Origin of the sequence: Nocardioides sp. NBC_00368, assembly GCF_036090055.1 — a bacterium.
GTDB lineage: Bacteria > Actinomycetota > Actinomycetes > Propionibacteriales > Nocardioidaceae > Nocardioides.
Genome location: NZ_CP107970.1, coordinates 856,032 through 877,296, shown reverse-complemented (window position 1 = coordinate 877,296; position 21,265 = coordinate 856,032). Strand labels below are relative to the sequence as shown.

At 67.0% G+C, this 21,265-nt stretch carries 17 protein-coding genes; 2 read left to right on the top strand and 15 right to left on the bottom strand.

The genetic code is table 11. The features are described 5' to 3' along the window. Positions 1–68 precede the first annotated feature (68 nt). On the top strand, positions 69–455 hold the full coding sequence (locus OG984_RS04030) for a hypothetical protein (protein WP_328530363.1): 387 nt from the start codon (positions 69–71) through the stop codon (positions 453–455). Positions 456–511: 56 nt separating this feature from the next. On the opposite strand, the gene mltG is transcribed toward OG984_RS04030, so the two are convergent. The 15 genes from mltG to OG984_RS03955 form a co-directional block, all read right to left on the bottom strand. Beyond that, complete coding sequence (gene mltG / locus OG984_RS04025; protein ID WP_328530362.1) at positions 512–1,900, bottom strand: endolytic transglycosylase MltG; 1,389 nt, start codon at positions 1,898–1,900, stop codon at positions 512–514. A 128-nt stretch (positions 1,901–2,028) separates the two neighbouring features. After that, entirely contained in the window at positions 2,029–2,499 is a 471-nt protein-coding gene (gene ruvX, locus OG984_RS04020) for a Holliday junction resolvase RuvX (protein WP_328530361.1), read from the bottom strand. Continuing rightward, on the bottom strand, positions 2,499–5,174 hold the full coding sequence (gene alaS / locus OG984_RS04015; RefSeq protein WP_442940999.1) for an alanine--tRNA ligase: 2,676 nt from the start codon (positions 5,172–5,174) through the stop codon (positions 2,499–2,501). The genes ruvX and alaS overlap by 1 nt, the downstream gene beginning before the upstream one ends. Before the next feature lie 8 nt (positions 5,175–5,182). Continuing rightward, positions 5,183–5,497, bottom strand: coding sequence for a DUF6167 family protein (locus OG984_RS04010; protein ID WP_328530359.1), 315 nt, complete (start codon positions 5,495–5,497; stop codon positions 5,183–5,185). Next, positions 5,494–6,039 (bottom strand): hypothetical protein, encoded by a 546-nt coding sequence (locus OG984_RS04005; protein ID WP_328530358.1) that lies wholly within the window; start codon positions 6,037–6,039, stop codon positions 5,494–5,496. Before OG984_RS04005 ends, OG984_RS04010 begins: the two co-directional genes overlap by 4 nt. A 12-nt stretch (positions 6,040–6,051) precedes the next feature. After that, positions 6,052–7,380: a replication-associated recombination protein A gene (locus tag OG984_RS04000; protein ID WP_328532318.1), complete on the bottom strand. Its 1,329-nt coding sequence runs from the start codon at positions 7,378–7,380 to the stop codon at positions 6,052–6,054. 212 nt (positions 7,381–7,592) lie between these two features. Further along, on the bottom strand, positions 7,593–8,585 hold the full coding sequence (locus OG984_RS03995) for an ABC transporter permease (RefSeq protein ID WP_328530357.1): 993 nt from the start codon (positions 8,583–8,585) through the stop codon (positions 7,593–7,595). A 97-nt stretch (positions 8,586–8,682) separates the two neighbouring features. Continuing rightward, the gene (locus OG984_RS03990; protein WP_328530356.1) at positions 8,683–10,494 is read right to left on the bottom strand and encodes an ABC transporter substrate-binding protein; all 1,812 of its coding nucleotides are present in this window, start codon (positions 10,492–10,494) and stop codon (positions 8,683–8,685) included. A 47-nt stretch (positions 10,495–10,541) separates the two neighbouring features. After that, positions 10,542–11,543: an ABC transporter permease gene (locus OG984_RS03985; RefSeq protein ID WP_328530355.1), complete on the bottom strand. Its 1,002-nt coding sequence runs from the start codon at positions 11,541–11,543 to the stop codon at positions 10,542–10,544. Between the two features lie 233 nt (positions 11,544–11,776). Then, positions 11,777–12,958, bottom strand: a complete 1,182-nt coding sequence (locus tag OG984_RS03980) for an ABC transporter ATP-binding protein (protein ID WP_328530354.1) — start codon at positions 12,956–12,958, stop codon at positions 11,777–11,779. Further along, complete coding sequence (locus OG984_RS03975) at positions 12,958–14,043, bottom strand: ABC transporter ATP-binding protein (protein WP_328530353.1); 1,086 nt, start codon at positions 14,041–14,043, stop codon at positions 12,958–12,960. The genes OG984_RS03980 and OG984_RS03975 overlap by 1 nt, the downstream gene beginning before the upstream one ends. A gap of 15 nt (positions 14,044–14,058) precedes the next feature. Then, positions 14,059–15,075, bottom strand: coding sequence for an ABC transporter permease (locus tag OG984_RS03970; RefSeq protein ID WP_328530352.1), 1,017 nt, complete (start codon positions 15,073–15,075; stop codon positions 14,059–14,061). A gap of 160 nt (positions 15,076–15,235) precedes the next feature. Continuing rightward, complete coding sequence (locus tag OG984_RS03965; RefSeq protein ID WP_328530351.1) at positions 15,236–16,981, bottom strand: ABC transporter substrate-binding protein; 1,746 nt, start codon at positions 16,979–16,981, stop codon at positions 15,236–15,238. Positions 16,982–17,069: 88 nt separating this feature from the next. Beyond that, positions 17,070–18,071: an ABC transporter permease gene (locus tag OG984_RS03960; RefSeq protein ID WP_328532317.1), complete on the bottom strand. Its 1,002-nt coding sequence runs from the start codon at positions 18,069–18,071 to the stop codon at positions 17,070–17,072. A gap of 215 nt (positions 18,072–18,286) precedes the next feature. Further along, positions 18,287–20,581, bottom strand: a complete 2,295-nt coding sequence (locus tag OG984_RS03955; protein ID WP_328530350.1) for a tetratricopeptide repeat protein — start codon at positions 20,579–20,581, stop codon at positions 18,287–18,289. 261 nt (positions 20,582–20,842) lie between these two features. Between OG984_RS03955 and OG984_RS03950 the strand changes: the two genes are divergently transcribed. Continuing rightward, a complete protein-coding gene (locus OG984_RS03950) occupies positions 20,843–21,259 on the top strand; it encodes a hypothetical protein (RefSeq protein ID WP_328530349.1) in 417 nt (138 codons plus the stop codon). Positions 21,260–21,265 lie beyond the last annotated feature (6 nt).

Genomic DNA, 21,265 nt, shown 5'->3' with positions numbered 1-21,265 from the left:
CAGGAAGCAGCAACGGGTACCCCCTTGGGGATGCCACGATTCACGCCCAGCACGGAAAGGGATAGTTCATGCGAGTTCTTGCATTTGGGGCGGCGCTTGCCGCCTCCGGCCTGATCGTAACCATGGGTGGCACCGCCGCACATGCCGACATCGGCATCCTGAACGACAAGTCCATCCAGCACGGCAACGCTAGAGCGTCATATACCGACGCGACCGACAACCTCTGTGCTCGCACGCTGTACACCTCGTCGACCCACTACGCAGTTGCATATATCAAGCGGGCAGACGGCTCCACGTTTGCTTCGGTCAGAGACACGGGCGCAACCTCCTCGGCTACATGCACAGGTAACCTGAGCATTCCGGAAGACGCCTCGTACTACCTGCAAGTTGCCGACTGCATACCCGTGAGCAACCCGACCTGTACCTACTCCGCTAAGTACCAGTTCTACAGCTGACGCTCGATCCCGCGGCAGCCCACGGCCGCCCGGCGTCGCCGGGCGGCCGGTCTACGTCAACACTTGTTCTTCGCGCAGTACGCGTCCAGCTCCGCGGTCCAGCTCTGGAACTGGCTGTAGTCACGGGTGAACTTGGTCTCGCCGGTCTTCAGGTTCACCGTGATGTAGAACAGCCAGTTGCCCTTGGCCGGGTTGAGCGCTGCCTCGATCGCCGCGTCACCGGGCGAGCCGATCGGCGTCGGCGGCAGGCCGGCGCGACGACGGGTGTCGTACGGCGTGTCCTTGGCCAGCTCGGCCGAGGTCAGCTGGGTGGTGCCGGACTTCCCGATCCCGTACGCGTTCGACGCGTCGATCCCGAGCGTGCCGTTCGTGGCTCCGTCGTCGACCTTGGGGTCGAGCCGGTTGTAGATCACCCGGGCGATCTTGGCCATGTCGTCGCCGCGACCCTCGGCCTCGACCAGCGAGGCCACGGTCATGATCTGCTCGGGCGTGCAGGCCTTGCCGCCACCGCACTTCAGTTGCTTGGCGCGCGCCTCGATGTCGTTGTCGCCCAGCGCCTGCTCCCAGCGGTCGACCATCATCGCCAGCATCTCGGTCGGCGTGGCGTCGGGCGGGAAGGCGTACGTCGCAGGGAAGAGGTAGCCCTCGACGTTGCCCTTGGCGTAGTCGGGCAGCCCGATCGCCTCGGTGTCCTCGGCGGCCTTCTTGAAGTCGGCCGGCTTCGTCTTGGTCTTCTCGGCGAGCACCTTGTAGATCGCCTTGGCGCGCGATCCCTCGGTGATGGTGACGTTGATCGTGTCGATGTTGTCCGGGTTGGCGAGGATCTCGACGACGTCGGCGGCCTTCATCTGCTTCTTCAGCGGGTAGAAGCCGACCTGCACGGTCAGCCCCTCGGCGTTGGCCGCATCGATGAAGGCATCGACGGACTCCACCACGCCGACCTCCTTGAGATTGCGGCCGACGGCTGAGACCGAGTCGCCCTCGTGCACCTCGAAGGAGACCGGGTCGGTGCCGGGCCCGGGGTAGTCGGCGGGCGGCGCGACCATGTCCTTGACGTAGTCGATGGCGCGGTCACCCACGACGTAGAACCCACCGAGCACGACGGCCATCGCCACCAGCACGGCTAGGCAGCCACCGAAACGGCGCTTGCGCTTGGGTGGCTCCTCGTCGAAGTAGGGATCGTGCTCGCCGGGACCGGCCTCGAAGAAGCTCGGGTGCTGCTGGTAGGTCGGCCCACCGTAGCCACCGGGCCGCTGCGGGGGCTCCTGGTGACCGTAGCCCGGCGGGGGTGTGCCGGCGCCGGGCACCGGGCGCGGCCCCGGCCGTCGCCCCGGCTGGCCCGGCTGGCCCGGCTGGCCCGGCTGGCCCGGCTGGCCCGGACGAGGCTGCCCCTGATGCTGAGGAGGCAGCTGACCCGGCATCTGCCCGGGCATCTGCGGCGGCATCCGGCGCGGGTCACGGGGATCCTGCGGCGGCTGCTGTCGCGGCGGGTAGCCACCGCGCGGATCGCGACCATATGACCCCTGACCAGGGCGACGCGGGTCGCGCGGGTCCGGGGGGTAGTAGCGCTCACTCAATGACCGACCTCAACGATCTCTCCAGGCGCGGTCCCCGAAGCGCGCTCACTGTCCAATGCGTGTTGCAGGATCACAACCGCCGCGGCCATGTCGACAACTGCTCGACGGTCCTGACCCTTGCGACCTCGGTCTCGGAGCATAGCCTCCGCAGAAACAGTGGTGAGCCGCTCGTCGACGAGACGAACCGGGACCGGGGCCACTCGCCGCGCCAACGACGCGGCGAAGTCCCGGACCTTAGCAGTCGCCGGATTCTCGCCTCCCTTGAGGGAGCGGGGCAGGCCGACGACCACCTCGAGCATCGTCGACTCCTCGCCGATCTCGGCGACGATCGCCTGCAGCCGGGCGAGATCGCCGCGGCCCTTCTTGACCGTCTCCAGCGGCGTCGCCAGGAACCCCGTGGGGTCGCTCCTGGCGACGCCGATCCGGGCGTCGCCAGGATCCAGACCGAGGCGTACGCCGTGTCGCATCAGGCTCCAGTCACCAGGCTCTTGACCTTGGCGACCGCCTCGTCGATCTTGCCGACCTCGGTGCCACCGCCCTGGGCGAAGTCGGGCTTGCCGCCGCCGCGGCCGCCGACGACCGGCGCCAGCTCCTTGATCAGGTCACCCGCCTTGACGCCCTTGGCGATGCCCGCCGGGTTGACCGCGGCCACGACCGCGACCTTGTCGTCAGCGTCACCGAAGAGCACGACCGCCGCCGGCGCGTCACCGAGCCGGGAGCGCACGTCCTGGGCGAGCGTACGCGCGTCGCCGCCGCCGACACCCGGGACCCGCTGGGCGACGACCTGGACGCCGTCGACGTCGACCGCGGAGGCCGCGATCGAGCCGCCGGAGGCGAGCAGCTGAGCCGTACGCGCCCGGGCGATCTCCTTCTCGGCGGCCTTGAGCCGCTCCATCAGGTCGGAGACCCTGCCGACGACGTCGTCGGACTTCGTCTTGAGGAGCAGGTTGAGCTCGGAGACCACGTCGCGCTCGCGGGCAAGGTAGTTGAAGCCCTCCACGCCCGTGTAGGCCTCGATGCGGCGGTTCCCGGAGCCGACCGAGGCCTCCGAGGTGACCACGATGGTGCCGATCTGGGCGGAGTGGTCGACGTGGGTGCCACCGCAGAGCTCGCGCGACCAGGGGCCGCCGATCTCGACGACGCGCACCTTGGAGTCGTCGTAGGTCTCACCGAAGAGCGCGATCGCTCCCCACTCCTTGGCCTGCGGGAGGGTCATGTAGTCCCAGGAGACCGGCAGGTCGGCCCGCAGCGCGTTGTTGGAGACCTCCTCGATCTCCTGCATCTGCGAACGCGTCAGGCCCTTGGTCCAGCCGTAGTCGAGACGCAGGTAGCCGGGGCGGTTGAACGAGCCCGACTGCAGCGCCGTCGGACCGAGCACCTCGCGCAGCGCCGCGTGCACCACGTGGGTGCCCGAGTGGGCCTGGCGGGCGCCGAGACGCCACTCCGGGTCGACCTTCGCGTGCACGAGCGACTCGCCACCGTGGAACTCGCCGTCGACGACGCGGACCTGGTGGACGACGAGGCCCTTGACCGGTCGCTGCACGTCGACGACCTCGAGCCGGCCACCGTCGAACTCGATGATGCCCGCGTCGGCGGACTGGCCACCGGACTCGGCGTAGAACGGGGTGCGGTCGAGGACGATCTCGCCGATCTCCTCGGGTCCGAGCACGTCGACCGGCTTGCCCTCCCGCAGGAGCGCCACCGGCTTCGACTCGGTGTCGAGGGTCGTGTAGGCCTGCCAGTCGGTCGGCCCGTTGGTGTCCAGGATCCCGCGATAGACCGTCAGGTCGGCGTGCTGGCCCTTCTTGGCGCGCGCGTCGGCCTTGGCCCGCTCGCGCTGCTCGCTCATCAGACCGCGGAAGCCCGCCTCGTCGACCTCGAGACCCGCCTCGGCGGCCATCTCGAGGGTGAGGTCGATCGGGAAGCCGTACGTGTCGTGGAGCTGGAACGCCTTGTCACCGGTGAAGGTGGTCGATCCGCTCGACTTCACCTCGGTCGCGGCCAGGTCGAAGATCTGGGTGCCGGCCGCGAGGGTCTTGCGGAAGGCCTCCTCCTCGGCGTCGGCGACCCGCTTGATCCGGTCCCACTCGGCGTGCAGGTCGGTGTAGGTCTCCCCCATCTTGTCGCGGGAGATCGGCAGCAGCTCGGGCATCGCCGGGTCCTCGTAGCCCAGCAGCCGCATGTTGCGGATCGCGCGGCGCATCAGCCGGCGCAGCACGTAGCCGCGGCCCTCGTTGCCGGGGGTGACGCCGTCACCGATGAGCATCAGGGAGGAGCGCACGTGGTCGGCGACCACGCGGAAACGGACGTCGTCCTCGTAGGCGGCGCCGTACTTCTTCCCGGTCAGCTCCATCGCCTTCTCGATGACCGGGAAGACGACGTCGGTCTCATACATGTTGGACTTGCCCTGCATGAGGTAGGCGACGCGCTCGAGACCGAGACCGGTGTCGATGCCGGTCTGGGCGAGCGGGCCGTCGATGTCGACGTCGTACTTGGACCGCGCCGCGACGACGTTGTCCTGCATGAAGACCAGGTTCCAGAACTCCAGGTAGCGGTCCCCGGCGTCCCAGTCGCGGTCGGCGCCGAACTCGGGGCCGCGGTCGATCAGGATCTCCGAGCACGGACCGCCCGGCCCGGGCACGCCCATCGACCAGTAGTTCTCGCTCGGGGGCAGCCGGACGATGCGGTCGTCGGGCAGGCCGGAGATCTTCTTCCAGAGCGCGACCGCCTCCTCGTCGCCGTTGAGCACGGACGGGTAGAGGACCGACTCGTCGAAGCCGAAGCCGCCGTCGGCGACCGACTTGGTGACCAGCTCCCAGGCGAGCGTGATGGCGCCCTCCTTGAAGTAGTCACCGAAGGAGAAGTTGCCGCACATCTCGAAGAAGGTGCCGTGCCGGGTGGTCTTGCCGACCTCCTCGATGTCGGGCGTACGGATGCACTTCTGCACCGACGTCGCCCGCTGGTAGGGAGGCGTGGCCTGGCCGAGGAAGTAGGGCTTGAAGGGCACCATGCCTGCGTTGACGAAGAGCAGGTTGGGGTCGTCGAGCAGGAGCGATGCCGACGGCACCACCGTGTGCTCGCCGATCTCGGTGTTCTCGGCGAAATGCGCCGTGAAACGGCGGCGGATCTCCGCCGTGCTCAACCACTCCATCAGGGGGTACTACCTTCCGTGTTCTTCCTCGGGTCCTCGGTTGGCCCGTTCAGTCCAAGTCTCTGCTGCTCGGCGCCCGCGGCGCCAATCTGTTTCGGTCCAGCGGTCTTCGTCTCGATCCACTCGCGCAGCTCGAGCTCCTTCTCCGCCTTGCCCTGGGCCAGCTCCTCGCGGAAGATCCGCGCGCCGACCCCGATCGCCTGGGCCCGGTCACGCAGCCCGTCGGCGGTGAACGCCTCGGCGGCGCGTCGTCCCTTGACCATCGCGTACACGCCCGCGCCCGCACCGACCACGAACCAGATCGCGCCCCTCATCGGGAGTCCTCCATACGTACGTCCTCGTCAACTGCCGCGCGCTGGCGCGCTCGGTACTCCCGCAGCGCCTCGCGCATCTCGCTCTTCCGGTCCTTGCGTGCCCGCTTGACCTCGCGGTGCATCTCGTAGCGGATCTTGAACCGCACCTCGGGCGAGAGCGCCCGGCGCACCCCGTGGACCAGCGCGGCGCTGTGCACCATCGTCTCCCGGAAGACGGCGTCCGCAAAGGCCGGTGCGGTCAACGTACGCTGCACCACCTGCTCCACCTCGGCAGGCTCGCCGTCCTCCCCGAGGGAGGTGATGACGTATTCCTTCTCGTCCCGGCCCCGCCGCCTGATCTCGGGCTGGGCCAAGCGCTTCTCCAGCGCCTCGAGCCGCTCGCGCAGCTCGGCCTCGCTGGCCTCGGCCGCCTCGAGCCGCTGCCGCGCGCGACGTCGCGTCCCGAGCGCGAGCAGCACCGCCACCAGCGAGATGAGGACCAGGACCCCCACCGCGGTCAGTGCCGCCGCCAGCGCCCACCCGGGCATGCTCGAGTTCGTCATGGTGCGCCTACCCTATCCATCCTGTCCGCGCACGATTTTCCGGACACGCTCCCAACGTTCCTTCACTCCGGCCTCGGCTCCGTGGGTCGTCGGCCGGTAGTACTCCGCACCGGCCACCGCGTCCGGCGCGTACTGCTGCGTCGCGATCCCGAACGGCTCGTCGTGGGCGTACTTGTAGGCCTCGCCGTGACCGATCTTCTTCGCGCCCTCGTAGTGGGCGTCGCGCAGGTGCGGCGGGACGTTGCCGATCTTCCCGGCGGCGACGTCGGCACGGGCGGCGAAGATGGCGTTGGTGACCGCGTTGGACTTCGGCGCCACCGCGAGCGCGATCGTCGCGTGCGCAAGGGTGAGCTGGGCCTCGGGCATCCCGATCAGCTGCACGGTCTGCGCCGCGGCGACCGCTGTCTGCAGCGCGGTCGAGTCGGCCAGGCCGATGTCCTCGGAGGCGAGGATCATCAGCCGGCGGGCGATGAACCGGGGGTCTTCTCCCGCCTCGATCATCCGGGCCAGGTAGTGCAGCGCCGCGTCCGCGTCCGAACCGCGCACCGACTTGATGAAGGCGCTGACCACGTCGTAGTGCTGGTCGCCCTGGCGGTCGTAGCGCACCGCGGCCTGGTCCACCGCGCGCTCGGCGGCCTCCAGGGTGATCTCCCCCTCGGACGCGGCTCCCGCAGCCGCCTCCAGGTAGGTCAGCGACCGGCGCGCGTCACCACCGGCGAGCCGGACGAGATGGTCGAGCGCCTCGGCGGAGATCGTCACCGAGCCACCCAGGCCGCGCTCGTCCTCCAGCGCCCGCAGCAGTACGCCACGGATGTCGTCGTCGGTCAGCGACTCCAGCCGCAGCAGCAGCGAGCGGGACAGCAGCGGCGAGATCACCGAGAAGAACGGGTTCTCCGTGGTGGCGGCGACCAGCGTGACCCAGCGGTTCTCCACCCCTGGCAGCAGGGCGTCCTGCTGGGCCTTGCTGAACCGGTGCACCTCGTCGACGAAGAGCACCGTCTCCTTGCCGGTCGCGACCAGCTCGGCCCGGGCGGAGTCGATCGCGGCCCGGACCTCCTTGACCCCGGCCGAGACCGCGGAGATCTCCACGAAGCGCCGGTCGGTGGAGCGGCTGACGATCGAGGCGATGGTCGTCTTCCCGGTGCCCGGCGGGCCCCACAGCAGCAGCGAGAGCGACTGCCCACCCTCGACGACCTGGTGCAGCGGCGACCCGGCAGCGCGCAGCGAGCTCTGACCCACCAGCTCCTCGAGCGTACGCGGCCGCATCCGCACCGCCAGCGGCGCGGCCGCATGGTCGCTGTGGCTCAGCGACCCGCCGCGCGAGGCGCCGGCAGCGCCCATCTCGAACAACCCATCCACACGCCAACCCTAGTGGTGCGTCCTGGAAGTTCCTGAACGCTGGGCGTCGTCAGGGTGCGTGCATGGCAAGGCGGCGTCGCGAAGTCATACCGGGCGTCTTCCGAGCGGCGCCAACGCAGCCAGGTGCGTGCCATGGCGGCGCGAAGCGCCCAGAACTTCCGGGACGCGCCACTTGTGGCCGGCGCCGACAGGGCTCAGGTGAGGCGTACGCGGGGGTCGAGGACGCTGTAGAACAGGTCGACCACGAGGTTGGTGACCACGATGATCGCGGCGGAGATCAGGGTGGTCGCCTCGATGACCGGGAGGTCGCTCTGCCCGACGGCGTCGAGGGCACGAAGACCCAGGCCGTTGATGCCGAAGATCTTCTCGGTGAAGATCGTGCCGGTCAGCAGGGCGCCGAAGTCGAGACCGAAGATGGTCACGATCGGCACGACCGCGGCGCGCAGCGCGTGCTTGTTGACGATCGTCCGCTCGGGCAGGCCCTTGGACCTCGCGGTGCGGACGTAGTCCTCGTTGAACGCCTCGATCATCGAGCCGCGGGTGAACCGGGCGTACTTGGACGAGTTCACCAGCCCGAGGGCGAGCCAGGGCAGCAGCAGGGCCCACGCCCATTTCAGGGGCGAGTCGGTCAGCGGCTGGTAGCCGTCCTGCGGGAAGACCCCGGCGCCGACCGCCAGATAGAGGAAGGCGAGCAGGACGAACAGATAGTAGGGAATCGACTCGATCACGAGGGTCGCGCCGATGACGGCCTTGTCGGCCGAGGTCCCTCGGCGTCTGGCCGCGAACATCCCGATCGGCACCCCGATGAGGAGGATCGTGGCGCCGGCACCGACCGCGACCGAGACGGTCGGCCCGATCCGGTCCTTGATGTCGTCCCAGACGTTGACGCGGTAGATGAAGCTGACCCCGAAGCACGGGGCGTCGCAGTCGTACGCCTCGGAGCCGAACGCGATCTGACGGCCGTTGACGATCCCGGACATGTACTCGCCGTACTGGACGTAGATCGGCGCGTCCAGGTTGAGTGCTTCCCGGATCGCGTCCTGGCGCTCGGCGGTGCACTTGGGCTCGGGGCACATCGCGTCCGCCGGGTCGCTCGGGCCATAGGTGAAGAGCGCGACCACCGCCACCGAGATGACAAACAGCACGAGAAGTGCCGAGATCAGCCGGCGTACGACAAAACCGATCATGGGACGGAGGTCTCGCTTCCTAGAAGATGGGCGCGGGCGCTGGCCCGGGTTCCGGGGTCCGGCCGGCGTGGGGACCACCCACGCCGGCCGGCTCACCTCACTTGAGGTACATGATGGAGAAGCTCGGCATGCCCTTGACCGGGTCGTTGACGACCCCGCCGACCTGCGAGCCCTTGATGAAGGCGTTCGCGTCGTAGCCGGCGTTGATCTCGACCATGTAGGTCTCCTGCATCCACTTGTCGAACTCGCCCCAGGCAGCGGGCACCTCGTCGGCGTCCATCTTCAGGATCTCCGCCTGCTTCGCGTCGGCGTCAGCCTCCTTGAAGTTGGTCGGGTTCGGCATACCCGCCTTGTTGGCGTTGGAGCCGATCCACTGCGCCGGGAACCACGAGCCACCCGAGGGCCAGTCGGAGCACCAGCCGCCGTAGCGGAGGTTGACCGGGGCGTCCAGGTTGCTCTCGTCGTCGCGGTAGGTCTCGTCGGTCGAGGCCACCGGGGTCGCCTTGAAGCCGGCCGCCTCGAAGCCCTTGACCATCTGGTCCTTCTTGGCCACCGAGTTCTCGTCGTCACGCTGGTAGTGCCACTTCAGCTCGAACCCGACAGCACCCGCCTCCTCCAGGAGCGCCTTGGCCTTCTCCGGGTCGGTGGTCTGGCCGTCCTGGCCCTTCGGGTACTGGTACTCGACACGGCCTGCGGTGCCCGGGGGCAGGAGCGAGGTGCCGGGCTGGATGGTGACGCCGACGATCTCGCCGGAGGCCTTCCAGGCAGCCTGGTAGGGGTAGGCCCAGCTGATGGCCTCGCGGATCAGCTTGTCCTTGATCTTGGTCTGGTCCGGGCGGTACATGTAGGTGCACGGCGAGGTGCCCTCGATGAGGTTGTCCGGAGCGTTCTCCTTGATCGACTTGTAGGTCGGCGGCGTGACGTCGTCGTACGTCATCATCGTCTGCGCCGCGCCCTTGTCGCCGAGGATCTGGTTCTCGAGCTTCGCGGTGTCCTGAGCGAACCGGAAGTCGAAGGCGTCGGCGGCCTGGAAGCGGCCGGGGTCGGAGTCGGGGTCCCACTGGTCGTTCTTGACCAGCTTCAGCGAGACGCCGGGCTTGTAGGACTCGAACTTGTAGGGGCCGGTCGCCATCGGGTGGCTCTCGTAGGCCAGCGGGTCCTTGTCCTTGGCCTTCGGGATCGGCGAGAAGACCGGGAACGAGGCGTAGTAGTCGAGCTCGGGGAACGGCTGGGCGAGGTGGATGATCACCTTGTTGCCGTCGGCCTCGACGCCGTCGTAGTCCTCACCGCCGTACCAGCCGGCGCCGGCGTCGTAGTCGGGGAGCTTCTGGAGCTCGGCGTCGGTGTCCGCGAACGGCCCCTTGTACTTGTCTCCGTCCTTGAAGAACGTCAGCTGGTACGTCGGACCGTCGGTCAGCGTGTCGATGGCGAAGGAGCGCTTGATGCCGTAGACGACGTCCTCGGCGGTGACGTCGGTGCCGTCCTCGTACTTGAGCCCGTCCTTGAGCTCGAAGGTCCAGGTCAGGCCGTCCTCGGAGACCTGGCCGAGGTCGGTGGCGAGGTCGGGGACGAGGACCGAGTCGCCGCTCTCCTCGTCGTAGACGTACTGCGTCAGGGACCGGGTCACCAGACCGGACATGATCGCACCGGAGTCGACGTAGTAGGTCCGGGTCGGGTCGAGGGTGTGCGGGGCTTGGTTCGACAGCACGGTGATCGTGCCGCCCTTCTTGGCGTCGGACGGGATCTCCAGCGGCCCCTCGGCCGTGGCGTCCTTTCCGGCGCCGGCGCCACCGCCGGCCTTGAACTCGCCGGTCGAGTCCTCGCCACTCCCGCTCCCGCCACCACACGCAGCGGTGAGCGTCAGCGCAGCGATCGCGCTGGCGGCGATCACTGTTCTCTTCAATCGCATCGTAGGTCTCCACCTTCCATGGTTGATGCCTCTCTCCGACGACGTGCTCACCGGAAAGACTTGGGGTCGAAGGCGTCGCGGATGGCGTCTCCGAGCAGGTTGAGCGCGAAAACCAGGACCACGATCCCGACAATCGGCGCGTAGAGGAACAAGGGGTATTCGTCGAACCAGTTCTGGGCCCGCAGGATCGTCTGACCCCACGACGGGCGACCGGTGACGCCGACGCCGAGGTAGGCCAGCGTCGCCTCCGCGGCGATCGTGGCCGGCAGGCTCAGCGAGAACGAGACGACGATCGGAGCCACCAGGTTCGGTAGCAGCTCCCGGAACAGGATCCGGTGGGTCGGCATCCCGAGCACACGCGCGGCCTCGATGAACTCCCGCTCGCGCAGCGAGACCACCTCACCGCGGATCAGGCGGGCCAGACCCATCCACCCGAACACCGAGAGGATCACGATCAGCGCGATCAGGGAGGCGTTGTCGAGCATCGCCGGGTTCTCCTTCCAACGCTCCACGAGCATCGGCGAGACGGCGATCGCGACCAGCAGGAACGGCAGCGTCAAGAATAGGTCGGTCACGAACGTGACCACCCGGTCGCCCCAGCCGCGGCTGTAGCCCGCGATCAGGCCGAGGACCACCCCTACGACGGTCGAGACGACCGTCGCGACCGTGGCGACCAGCAGGGACGTACGTGCGCCGTAGAACCACTCGGCGAGCAGGTCGTTGCCCGAGTTGGGCTCCAGCCCGAGCGGCGCCTCCCAGGTGAACCCGTAGTTGGGCGGTCCGATCACGGGGTAGTTGAACGAGTCGGTGTCGGTGACCGGGTCGCCGGCACGCACCTCGACACCGAACAGCTTGCACAGCAGCGGCGCGAAGATCGCAATCAGGACGAAGACCAGCACGATCCCTGCGCAGACCATCGCGACCCGGTCCGAGAGCAGCCTGTCCATGGCGATCCGCATCGGCGAGCGGCCGGCGACCTCGCCGGTCCTCGGCTCCGGGCCGATCTCCGGATCAGGCCCGCCCTGGATCATCACTTCGGACACAGTCATACGCTCGGATCTCCGTTCGAATGCCTTGAGGCTCGGCTCGCCCAAGACCGGATCACTTGGCGCAGTCCCGAACCAGCGCGCTGGCTCAAGTTATGCCAAGTTCCAGCGGTTGGGACGGCCCTACAGATAACGGTTCGATACCGACGTGACGTGTGACACATCCGTAACAAAGACGGCCCGCAGTCGATGGCTGCGGACCGTCTTTCGTAATCTCACTGAGACGCGAGAGATCCTCAGGCGCGACCTCGCGAGTTGTTCGCCAGGTCGTACCACGTGTCGGCGTAGCCCGGGCCGTCGCCCGGGACCTCGGCCGGGCTGGCGCCCGGGTCCGGGGCGCCGAACTCGTCGACGCCCAGGAGCGGCGCGGTGACCGGCTTCTCCGGGTGCTGGTGGATCTCGCCCGGGAAGTGGCAGGCCACCTTGTGCTTCTTGCCGATCTGCAGCAGCGGCGGCTCGACCACGGAGCAGATGTCCTTGGCGAAAGCGCAGCGGGTGCGGAAGTGACAGCCCGAGGGCGGGTTGATCGGCGACGGTACGTCACCCTGCAGCCGGATCCGATCGCGACGGCCACCGATCGCGGCCTGCTTCACGTCGGGCACGGCGGAGAGCAGCGCCTGGGTGTAGGGGTGGTGGGCGTGCTCGTAGATCGACTCGCGGTCACCGATCTCCACGATCTTGCCGAGGTACATCACCGCGACCTCGGGGCAGAAGTGGCGGACGATGGCGAGGTCATGGGCGATGAACAGGAAGGAGATGTCGAACTCCCTCTGCAGGTCCTGCAGAAGGTTGATCACCTGGGCCTGGATCGACACGTCGAGCGCGGAGACCGGCTCGTCGGCGACGAGCAGCTTCGGCTGCAGGGTCAGCGCGCGGGCGATCCCGATGCGCTGGCGTTGGCCGCCGGAGAACTCGTGCGGGTAGCGGTTGTAGTGCTCCGGGTTGAGACCGACGATCTCGAGCAGCTCCTGGACCCGGCTGAGCACCTTGTCCTTCGGCACCATGTTGTGGATCCGCAGCGGAGCGCCGATGATCGAGCCGACAGTGTGACGCGGGTTCAGCGACGTCGACGGGTCCTGGAAGATCATCTGGATCTCGCGGCGCATCGGGTGCAGCTGCCTACCCGAGTAGTGGGCGATGTCGGTGCCCTCGAACTTGATCGAACCGTCTGTGGGCTTGTAGAGCCGCGTGACCATCCGTCCGGTCGTGGACTTGCCACAGCCGGACTCGCCGACGAGGCCGAGTGCGGTGCCCTTGGCAACCTCGAAGGAGACCCCGTCGACGGCCTTGACGTGTCCGACCGTACGTCGGATCACGCCGCCGCCCTTGACCGGGAAGTGCATCTTCAGGTTCTCGACCGAGAGCACCTTCTCCGTGCTCGCCGGTGCGACCGCGGCTGCGGTCGTGGTGTCGCTCATCAGTCCTCCACCAGGTCAGGGGCGATCTCGGGCAGGATCTCTGCCTCGTAGACCTCGTCGGGGTTCTTGATGTGGCAACGCTTGACGTGGTTGCCACCGCTCCTGGCCGGGGCCAGCTCAGGCAGCGTAGTCCGGCACAGGTCGCCACCCACCTTGGCCACGTGGTCGCAACGCGGCTCGAAGGGGCATCCCGGCGGCGGGTTGAGCAGCGAGGGCGGGTTGCCCCGGATCGGGATCAGCTTGGCCTCGGTCGACGCCGTCAGATCCGGCACGCTGGAGAGCAGACCCCAGGTGTAGGGCATCTCCGGGTGGGTGAGGATCTCCTTGCCCGGGCCGTACTCGACCGCGCGGCCCGCGTACATCACGAGCACGTCGTCGGCCATCTCGGCCACCACACCGAGGTCGTGGGTGATGATGATGATCGCGGCGTCGAAGTCACGCTGCAGGTCCTGGAGCAGGTCGAGGATCTGCGCTTGGACGGTCACATCGAGTGCGGTGGTCGGCTCGTCGGCGATGAGCAGACTGGGGTTGTTGATCAGCCCCATCGCGATCATCGCGCGCTGACGCATACCGCCGGAGAACTGGTGCGGGTAGTCGTCCACGCGACGGTCTGGCTGCGGGATGCCGACGCGGTCGAGCATCTCGATGGCGCGTTTGCGCGCGTCCCTCTTGCTCACGTCGTGATGGACCTGGTAGGCCTCCATGATCTGGTTGCCGACCGTGTAGTAGGGATGCATCGCGGAGAGCGGGTCCTGGAAGATCATCGCCACGTCGCGGCCCCGGCGCTTGCGCATCTCCTCGTTGCTCACCTGGAGCAGGTCCACGCCCTCGAGCAGGATCTCGCCGCTGAGGATGGCGTTGGTGCCGCGGTGCAGCCCCATGATCGCCGAACTGGAGACCGACTTGCCGGAACCGGACTCACCGACGATGCCGAGCGTCTTGCCACGCTCGAGGTCGAAGGAGAGACCGTCGGTCGCCTTGACGATACCGTCGGAGGTGGAGAAGTGGACCTTCAGGTCCCGCACCGAGAGGAACGCGCCGCTCTGGGCCGGCGTCGTCCCGGGAGCGTTGGACAGCTCTGTCATGACTCAGATCCCTCCTCAGGCGACGCGCACGCGCGGGTCGATGACGGCATAGAGAACATCCACGACGATGTTCGCGAAGATGACGAACGAGCCGGCGAGCAGCACCACCCCGACCAGGATCGGAAGGTCCAAGGAGGCATTCGCTTGGATCGTCAGGAGCCCCAGACCCGGGTAGTTGAACACCCGCTCGGTGATGATCGCGCCACCGAGCAGCGTGGCGAAGTCGAGACCGGCCATCGTCACCAGCGGGGTCAGCGCCGCCCGCAGGGCGTGCTTGACAACGACCCTCCACTCGCTGAGTCCCTTGGCGTTGGCTGTGCGGATGTAGTCCTCGGTCAGCGACTCCAGAACGAAGGCACGCGTCATCCGGACATAGCCGGCGAGGAACAGAAGAGCGAGCGTGAATGCCGGAAGCAGAAGGTTTCCGAACCATTCGAAGACGCCGCCGTCGGCTATCTCTGTGTACTTCGGGTAGGGGAAGACTCCCCATTTGATCGCCACGTAGTTGAGCAGGAAGACCGCGATCGCGAAACTTGGGAACGCGTAGATCACCAGCGTGGCTCCGACGATCCCACGATCCAGGAACGAGCCCTGGTTGATCGCGGCCAGGATCCCGAAGAGAACTCCGCCGATCAGCCACAACACCAGCGCGACGACCGAGAGCGAGATGGTGACCGGCAGCGCTTCGGCGACCAGTTCGTTGACTGTCTTCGCGTTGAAGTGCGAGAAGCCCAGGCACGGTGCACCACAGTGGGTCACCTGGTCCGGAGCAGCCTCACGCTGAGCTTCGTCGAGCGGGAACTCCCGGCCTACGAAAAGTCCCTGGATGAAACCGGTCCACTGTTCGGCGACGGGCTTGTCATATCCCAGCGCCGCACGAGTGATGGCGCGCTGCTCCTCGCTGCAGTTCCTGCCACACGCGTAACGCGCGGCGTCGATCGGCGTGGCGAAGAACAGCACAAAGGTGACCAGCGTCATCGCCAGGATGAGGACGATCCCCACCAGACACCGGCGCACGACGTATGCCCACATCGGACGAACTCTCCCATTCAAGTCTGTTTCAGAACTCGCCACGACCTCGGACGGTCACGACGATCCACGCCTGTTGGCGTGTCTGGCAGGTGGCGGGTGACCGCGTCTGCGGCCACCCGCCACCTAGCACGATGGTGTTGCTGCGAACCTCAGTCGAGGATCACTGCTCCACGCCGATGAGCCCCAGCTCCGGGTAGGAGCTAGACGCCGGCGTGGTGGTGAAGCCGGTCACCTTGGAACCGCGGAGCCAGTTGAACTTGGTGACCTCCAGCGGGATGTACGCGACCTCCTCGCCCAGGACGGCGTCGGCCTCCTGGAGCGCCTTGGTCTGCGCGTCGAGGTCGGTCGCGTTCGCGGCCTCGTCGACCTTGGCGTTGAACGCCTTGCTGTTGTAGCAGCCGTAGTCGTTGTTGCAGTTGGTCGCCGAGATGTTCGGGCGGCCATCGAACAGCGGCGGCAGCACGGTGTTGGCGGAGGGCCAGTCAGCACCCCAACCGCCCCACATGACGTCGGAGTCCTTGTCGGGCTTGCCGATGACGTCGTAGTAGGTGTCCGTCAGCGGGTCGAGCGTGACCTTGAAGCCAGCCTCGTCCCACTTGCTCTTCAGAACAGCGAAAGCCGCGTCGGTGGTCGGGCTCTGCTGGTAGGTGACCTTCAGCGGGTACGGCGTCTTCTCGCCCGACTCGGCGAGCAGCGCCTTCGCCGCCTCGACGTCGCCTGCCGCGTCGATGTCCTTGAACGCGGGGTTCGGGGTGTAGCCGGTGACCGACGGGTTGATCAGCGAGTCGGCGGAGGTGGCGTACTTCTCGCCACCGAGCGCCTTGATGTAGCTGGTCTTGTCGATCGCCGCCGCGATCGCCTGGCGAACCTTGACGTTGGTGACCGTCTTGGCGTTCGGCACCAGGTAGCTCACGTACGGCGACTCGACGTTCTTGTAACGCTCCTCGACCGGGCCCGTCACCTCAGTGATCATCGAGGACGGGACGCGCGACGCGGTGATCGCGGTCTGGTCGTCGCCGGCGTCCGCGACGAGACGACGGTTGATCGTCTCAGCAGCCTCGTCGGAACCGTCGATCGAGAACGCGATCTCGTCCGGAAGCGCCTTACGGAGCTTGTCGGGGTCGTCGGTCTTCTCGTCGTAGTTCTCGTTGCGAACCAGGGTCGCACCCTTGTTCTTGTCCCAGGTGCCGCCCTCGACCTTGTACGGGCCGTTGGCGAACACCTTCCACAGGCTCTTGGCGCCCTCGTCCTCGGACTCCTTGTAGGGGTCCGTCGACATCAGGCTGGCCGCAGCGAGCGGGAAGTCCGCCCACGGCTTGTTGAAGTGGTAGGTGATGTTCTTGCCATCGCACTCGATGGCCTTGTCGAACTCCGCCTGCTGCGCGGGCGTCGCCTTGTACGGACCCGGGTAGGTCGGCACGCCATCCTTCTGCGGCACGTCGAGGTAGCTCAGGATGTAGTTCGGGCCACCCGTGATGATGTCGTTCGCGAACACACGCGAGGCGCCGTAGCGGAAGTCCTCACACGTGATCTCGGAGCCGTCCTCCCACTGGATGCCGTCCTTGAGCGTGAACTTCCACTCGGTGGAGTCCTCGTTCGGGGTTCCGGTGTCCGTGGCGAGGTCGGCGACCGGGGTGTTACCGGTCTTCTCGTCCTCGTCCATGGGGAACGCCACGAGACCTCGGTAGACCGTGCGGCGGAAGCTCGACAACTGAACGCCCAGGTAGATCCGCTGTGGGTCCATGCTCTCCCACGGCGAGCCCAGCAGGTAGTTCAGCGTCCCGCCCTTCGTGCCCTCCGCACCTGCGTCGGAGTCCGAATCGGACCCCGACCCACAAGCAGCCAGGCTGAGTCCGAGTGCAGCCGACGCTGCGACGGCGACGACACTCCTCAACTTACTTCCCATTTTCGTGTCCTCCTTGGGATGCGCGACGAACTGCCGCACGTTCAGCGCCGACGGCGTCGGCAGGAATGGGTGAGCGGGGTGAATCCGCTCATCGGCCTGACTTCGGGTCCAGTGCGTCCCTCAGGCCATCTCCGAGAAGGTTGAAGCAGACGACGATCAGCGCGATCAAGACCGCCGGGATGATGAAGTAGGTGAAGTTGGCCGACATGAAGCTGAGCGAGTCGGTGAGCACGTTGCCCAGCGTGGGTGTCGGCGGCTTCACGCTGACACCGAGGTAGGAGAGCGCGGCCTCTGCCGAGATGAATGCCGGCATGATCAGTGTGAACTGCACCAGGATCGGTGCCCACAGGTTGGGCAGGATCTCCTTGAAGTAGATCCGGCCCGGCCCCGCACCGAGCAGCCTCGCCGCGTAGACGAACTCCCGCTCGCGAATCGACAGCACCTGGCCACGCACGATGCGCGCGGTGCTCGTCCACCCGAAGATGCCCAGGACAGAGACGACATAGACGAACTGTGCGGTCGGTCCTTCCGGCACGTGCAGCACCTGGGTGATGAACGCGATCGCCACGGTCGAGAGAGCCAGCAGCATGAGGGTCTGCGGGAACGCCAAGGTGAGGTCGATGATGCGTCCGATGATTGCGTCGACCCATCCGCCGGTGGTTCCGGCGATGATGCCGAGGACGACACCCAGGGTGACCGCGATCAACGTCGCCAGCAGCGAGATACTCAGCGAGAAGCTGATTCCATACCAGATCCGGCTCAGGGAATCTCGTCCGATCCGCGGCTCCACTCCGAACGGGTGCTCCCAGGAGATCCCACCGAAGGGGTGCAGCGGGAGGCTCTGCTCGTCGATCAGCTCCGTGTTGTTTGAGAACGGGTCGAGCACGCCGGTCGCAACCAGGATCGGCGCGAGCACCGCCGCGATCAGGTAGAAGACCACCACGAAGAACGAGAACATCGACAACTTGTCCGCTCGGAACCGCGCCATCGCCAACTGGGTCGGCGACTTACTGACGACGGAACCGGCCACGGGAGCCGCGGTCTCCACAGCAACTTCGCTGATCTCGACCTGGGTGCCGGGGGTGGTCATGCTCACCTCAATCTGGATATGCCTCGATACAGGGCAATCCACCGCCCTGCGGATGGCACTCTATGTGATTGCTTTGCCCGGATGTCACCCGAAGGGGTAACGATCCGATTTCATCCGCAGCTCAGTCGCCGTCAGGATGGCTTGCCGTCATCCACGCCTTCCACGCAAGAGTCTTCGGCCGGGCCTCCACAGGCCGGGATCGGACACCACCACGATCAGCGCCGCTCCGGAGGAGCCACCCCGACGCGCTCGAGGCCGGTCAGTCGCTTCCGCACTGCGTCCGCCTGCGGGAGGCCGAGCTCGTCAAACAGTTCCTCGGCCAACCTCATCGCGTCGATCGCACCGGCGTGATCGGCCATGTCGACGCGCAGCCGACCAAGTCGCTCCAACGTTCGTGCCTGATAGTAACGCTCGTCGATGTCGCGCCAGGCTGCCAACGCTCGTTGGTACGCGTCCTCAGACGCCTCGAAATCCCGCATCGCGTGCCGGATGAAGCCAATGCTGTCCCATGCCGAAGCGGCGGAGCGAGTATGCATCAACAGGACAGCCATCTCCGCGGACCGAGTGCAGTGGTCGAGCGCAATCTCCAGGTCACCGAGCTGGGCATGAATCCAGCCGACACCATTCAGCGCTCTGGCCTGGGCAGCTTCATCACCCAGCTCTTCGAAGAGCACCAGCGCCTGACGGTGATGGTCCAGAGCATTCCGCTGATCGCCCGACTCGTCGAGAAGGTGGCCGAGCAGTCTGTGGGCATACGCCTCTCCCTCCACGTCGCCTGAGCGAGAATAGAGACTGAGCGCCCGACGAACGCTCTGCTCGGCTTGCTCGGCATCGCCAGTCCTCGCCTGTGCGATCGCAAGGCTCCGGTGGGCCAGTGCCTGGGTCTGCGAATCGCCCAACACCTCTCCAGCGCGTAGCGCGGATGTCGCAACAGCCAGCAGTTCGTCCCAGCGCCCTTGAATATCGAGGTAGGCGCCGAGGCCGTCAGCGAGCCACGCCGCCTCCCGGGGAAATCCCCATGCTTCCGCATGGCCGACGGCCACCACCCCCGCGCCGAGCATTGAAGACATCCAGGCGCGCGCCTCGTTCGCCGATCCGAACTCCTCGACGACGATCCCTTCGGCCGGCGCCGGCAGGGCCCGCCTCGTCCGGTACGGCGCGAACTGCGCCGTGGCGGCCACCGATCCCTGGATGAGGTAGTCGAGCAGCCGCTTGCGACATCGCGACACCTCATCCGGTGGGATGCCAGATCGTGCTCGCTCGGTGACGAAGTCCCAGATGAGATCGTGCAGAGCTATACGCCCACCGCCCGCCGCCTGCACCAGGCTCGCGTCCAACAGCTCACCCGCCAGGCGCCGTGCCTCGTCGAGCCCGCATGCGCACAAGCTTGCCAACTCGGCCAATGACAGCTCGGACGAGACCCCGAGGCCCATGAGCACGAAGCATCGCTGCACGTCTTCCGACAGACTGTCCAACGAGCCCAGCAGCAAGTCCTCGAAAGATGCCGATCTGTCACTCGATGCGAAGACCGAGAAACGCTGATCGGCAGGCCTGGCCATCGTGGCGTACTCACCGATCATCTCGGGCTCGAGCTGGGCACGAGAAGCAACGAGCGCGAGAGCCAGCGGGAGACCAGAGCACATGTCCACCAGAGGCTGCAGCTCCAGTGGCTGGGCGTCCCCAGTCCTCGCATCAGATGGGAGCCGTCGCAGGATCAGCTCGCGCGACTCCTCTGGGCGAAGGACTCCGACGGTGACAGGAACCGCGCCGACCTCCGCCACGAGGCCGGGCAATCGATGCCGACTCACGACAAGCGCGGCGGACCCCATTCCGGCGGGAAGAAGAGGGCGCACTTGGTCCGAGTCGACAGCGTTGTCCAGGATGACCAAGATCCGCTTGGTCGACACCAGCGTGCGGTACTGCCCGATTCGTGCTTCGAGACCGTGACAGATCTTGGCCTCCGCGACTCCCAGTGAGGTCAACAGCACCCTCAGCGCCTCGTCGGGTGAGAGCGGTTCATTCTTCGCGTCGAACCCTCGAAGGTTCAGATACAGCTGCCCATCCGGAAAATGCGACGCTGCCCGATACCCCCACTCGACGGCGAGCGCGGTCTTTCCGATCCCGGGAAGGCCCGCCATCGTCACGACACAGGTTGACGCAGCCGCGGGAGACGTTGTCGCACCGGCAACAGCATCATCCAGGATCTCGACTTCCCCGGCGCGCCCGACGAAGGAGGCCAACCGCGGTGGTAGCTGCCTCGGAATGTGAATCGCTCGCTCGACGCTTCCACGTCCCTCCGAAAGCCCCGATCCCGAGACGAAGGCCGAGCGGGCGTCTCCGGTCAGCTCGAGCGCGTCAGCAAGGACCTCCAGCGTTGCCAGTCTCGGTCCCGCCACCAGCCCGCTCTCCAACTTGCGCAGGCCACGCACGCTGATGCCTGCGCGCTCTGCGAGCGCCTCCTGGGTCAGGCCGGCGCGGCGACGCAGCTCCACGAGCGCATTCCCGATCACGCACTTCCTCGCTCCCGAACCCAAGCACACCGAAACCGCATCCATCTTCACACGCATTCACACGGGTTGACGCCCGTTCACCTGCGGCGAGAGATCGCAGGCGCACTCGGGCTCCTCGTCGCTCGGAACAGCTGGATCGTTGTCACGCCAGGTCGACCGGAACAGAAGGTGCCGGTCGTTGTGCCTGTCCATCGACGCTCACCTTGCTTTGAATCTAGTGAGCAAGGCCCAAACGTCGAACATGGAGGAAAGATGCTTCGAATGTCCCGCATGCTCCTGCCGCTGCTGGCGAGCGCGTCGATCGCCGCCGGTACGCTGGTCGCAGGACCGATGTCCACCTCGCCTGCCCAGGCGGCACCCATTCCACCGAACCCCGCAGGGTGCGGCGCGTCCTACAGCACGTCCGTACCCGCGGCCGGGAAGCTCAAGATCTCGATCAGGGTGCGCTGCGAGCAAGTCGTCGCCGAGATCTACCACGGCGTCACGATCCAGCGGCCCGGCTGGGTCACGACCGGTGTGAAGAACTGCTGGAACACAAAGTCATGCACGTTCTCGAAGACCGTGACCAACCCCAGGGGAAGTCAGCGCTGGGAGGTTCACGACGAGTGGAACAACCGCAACGTGCCGGGCGGCGGATGGTTGGGGAAGCACAACTACTGGTTCAGGTTCAGCAAGTAGTCGCGG

Coding starts and splice junctions, on each gene's coding strand:
- OG984_RS04000 (WP_328532318.1), bottom strand. CDS start 7,380: ATGGGCGCTGCCGGCGCCTCGCGCGGCGGGTCGCTGAGCCACAGCGAC.
- OG984_RS03995 (WP_328530357.1), bottom strand. CDS start 8,585: ATGATCGGTTTTGTCGTACGCCGGCTGATCTCGGCACTTCTCGTGCTG.
- OG984_RS03960 (WP_328532317.1), bottom strand. CDS start 18,071: ATGACCACCCCCGGCACCCAGGTCGAGATCAGCGAAGTTGCTGTGGAG.
- OG984_RS03965 (WP_328530351.1), bottom strand. CDS start 16,981: ATGGGAAGTAAGTTGAGGAGTGTCGTCGCCGTCGCAGCGTCGGCTGCA.
- OG984_RS03990 (WP_328530356.1), bottom strand. CDS start 10,494: ATGCGATTGAAGAGAACAGTGATCGCCGCCAGCGCGATCGCTGCGCTG.
- OG984_RS03970 (WP_328530352.1), bottom strand. CDS start 15,075: ATGTGGGCATACGTCGTGCGCCGGTGTCTGGTGGGGATCGTCCTCATC.
- OG984_RS03985 (WP_328530355.1), bottom strand. CDS start 11,543: ATGACTGTGTCCGAAGTGATGATCCAGGGCGGGCCTGATCCGGAGATC.
- mltG (WP_328530362.1), bottom strand. CDS start 1,900: ATGCCGCCGCAGATGCCCGGGCAGATGCCGGGTCAGCTGCCTCCTCAG.
- OG984_RS04030 (WP_328530363.1), top strand. CDS start 69: ATGCGAGTTCTTGCATTTGGGGCGGCGCTTGCCGCCTCCGGCCTGATC.
- OG984_RS04005 (WP_328530358.1), bottom strand. CDS start 6,039: ATGACGAACTCGAGCATGCCCGGGTGGGCGCTGGCGGCGGCACTGACC.
- OG984_RS03980 (WP_328530354.1), bottom strand. CDS start 12,958: ATGAGCGACACCACGACCGCAGCCGCGGTCGCACCGGCGAGCACGGAG.
- OG984_RS04010 (WP_328530359.1), bottom strand. CDS start 5,497: ATGAGGGGCGCGATCTGGTTCGTGGTCGGTGCGGGCGCGGGCGTGTAC.
- OG984_RS03950 (WP_328530349.1), top strand. CDS start 20,843: ATGTCCCGCATGCTCCTGCCGCTGCTGGCGAGCGCGTCGATCGCCGCC.
- ruvX (WP_328530361.1), bottom strand. CDS start 2,499: ATGCGACACGGCGTACGCCTCGGTCTGGATCCTGGCGACGCCCGGATC.
- OG984_RS03975 (WP_328530353.1), bottom strand. CDS start 14,043: ATGACAGAGCTGTCCAACGCTCCCGGGACGACGCCGGCCCAGAGCGGC.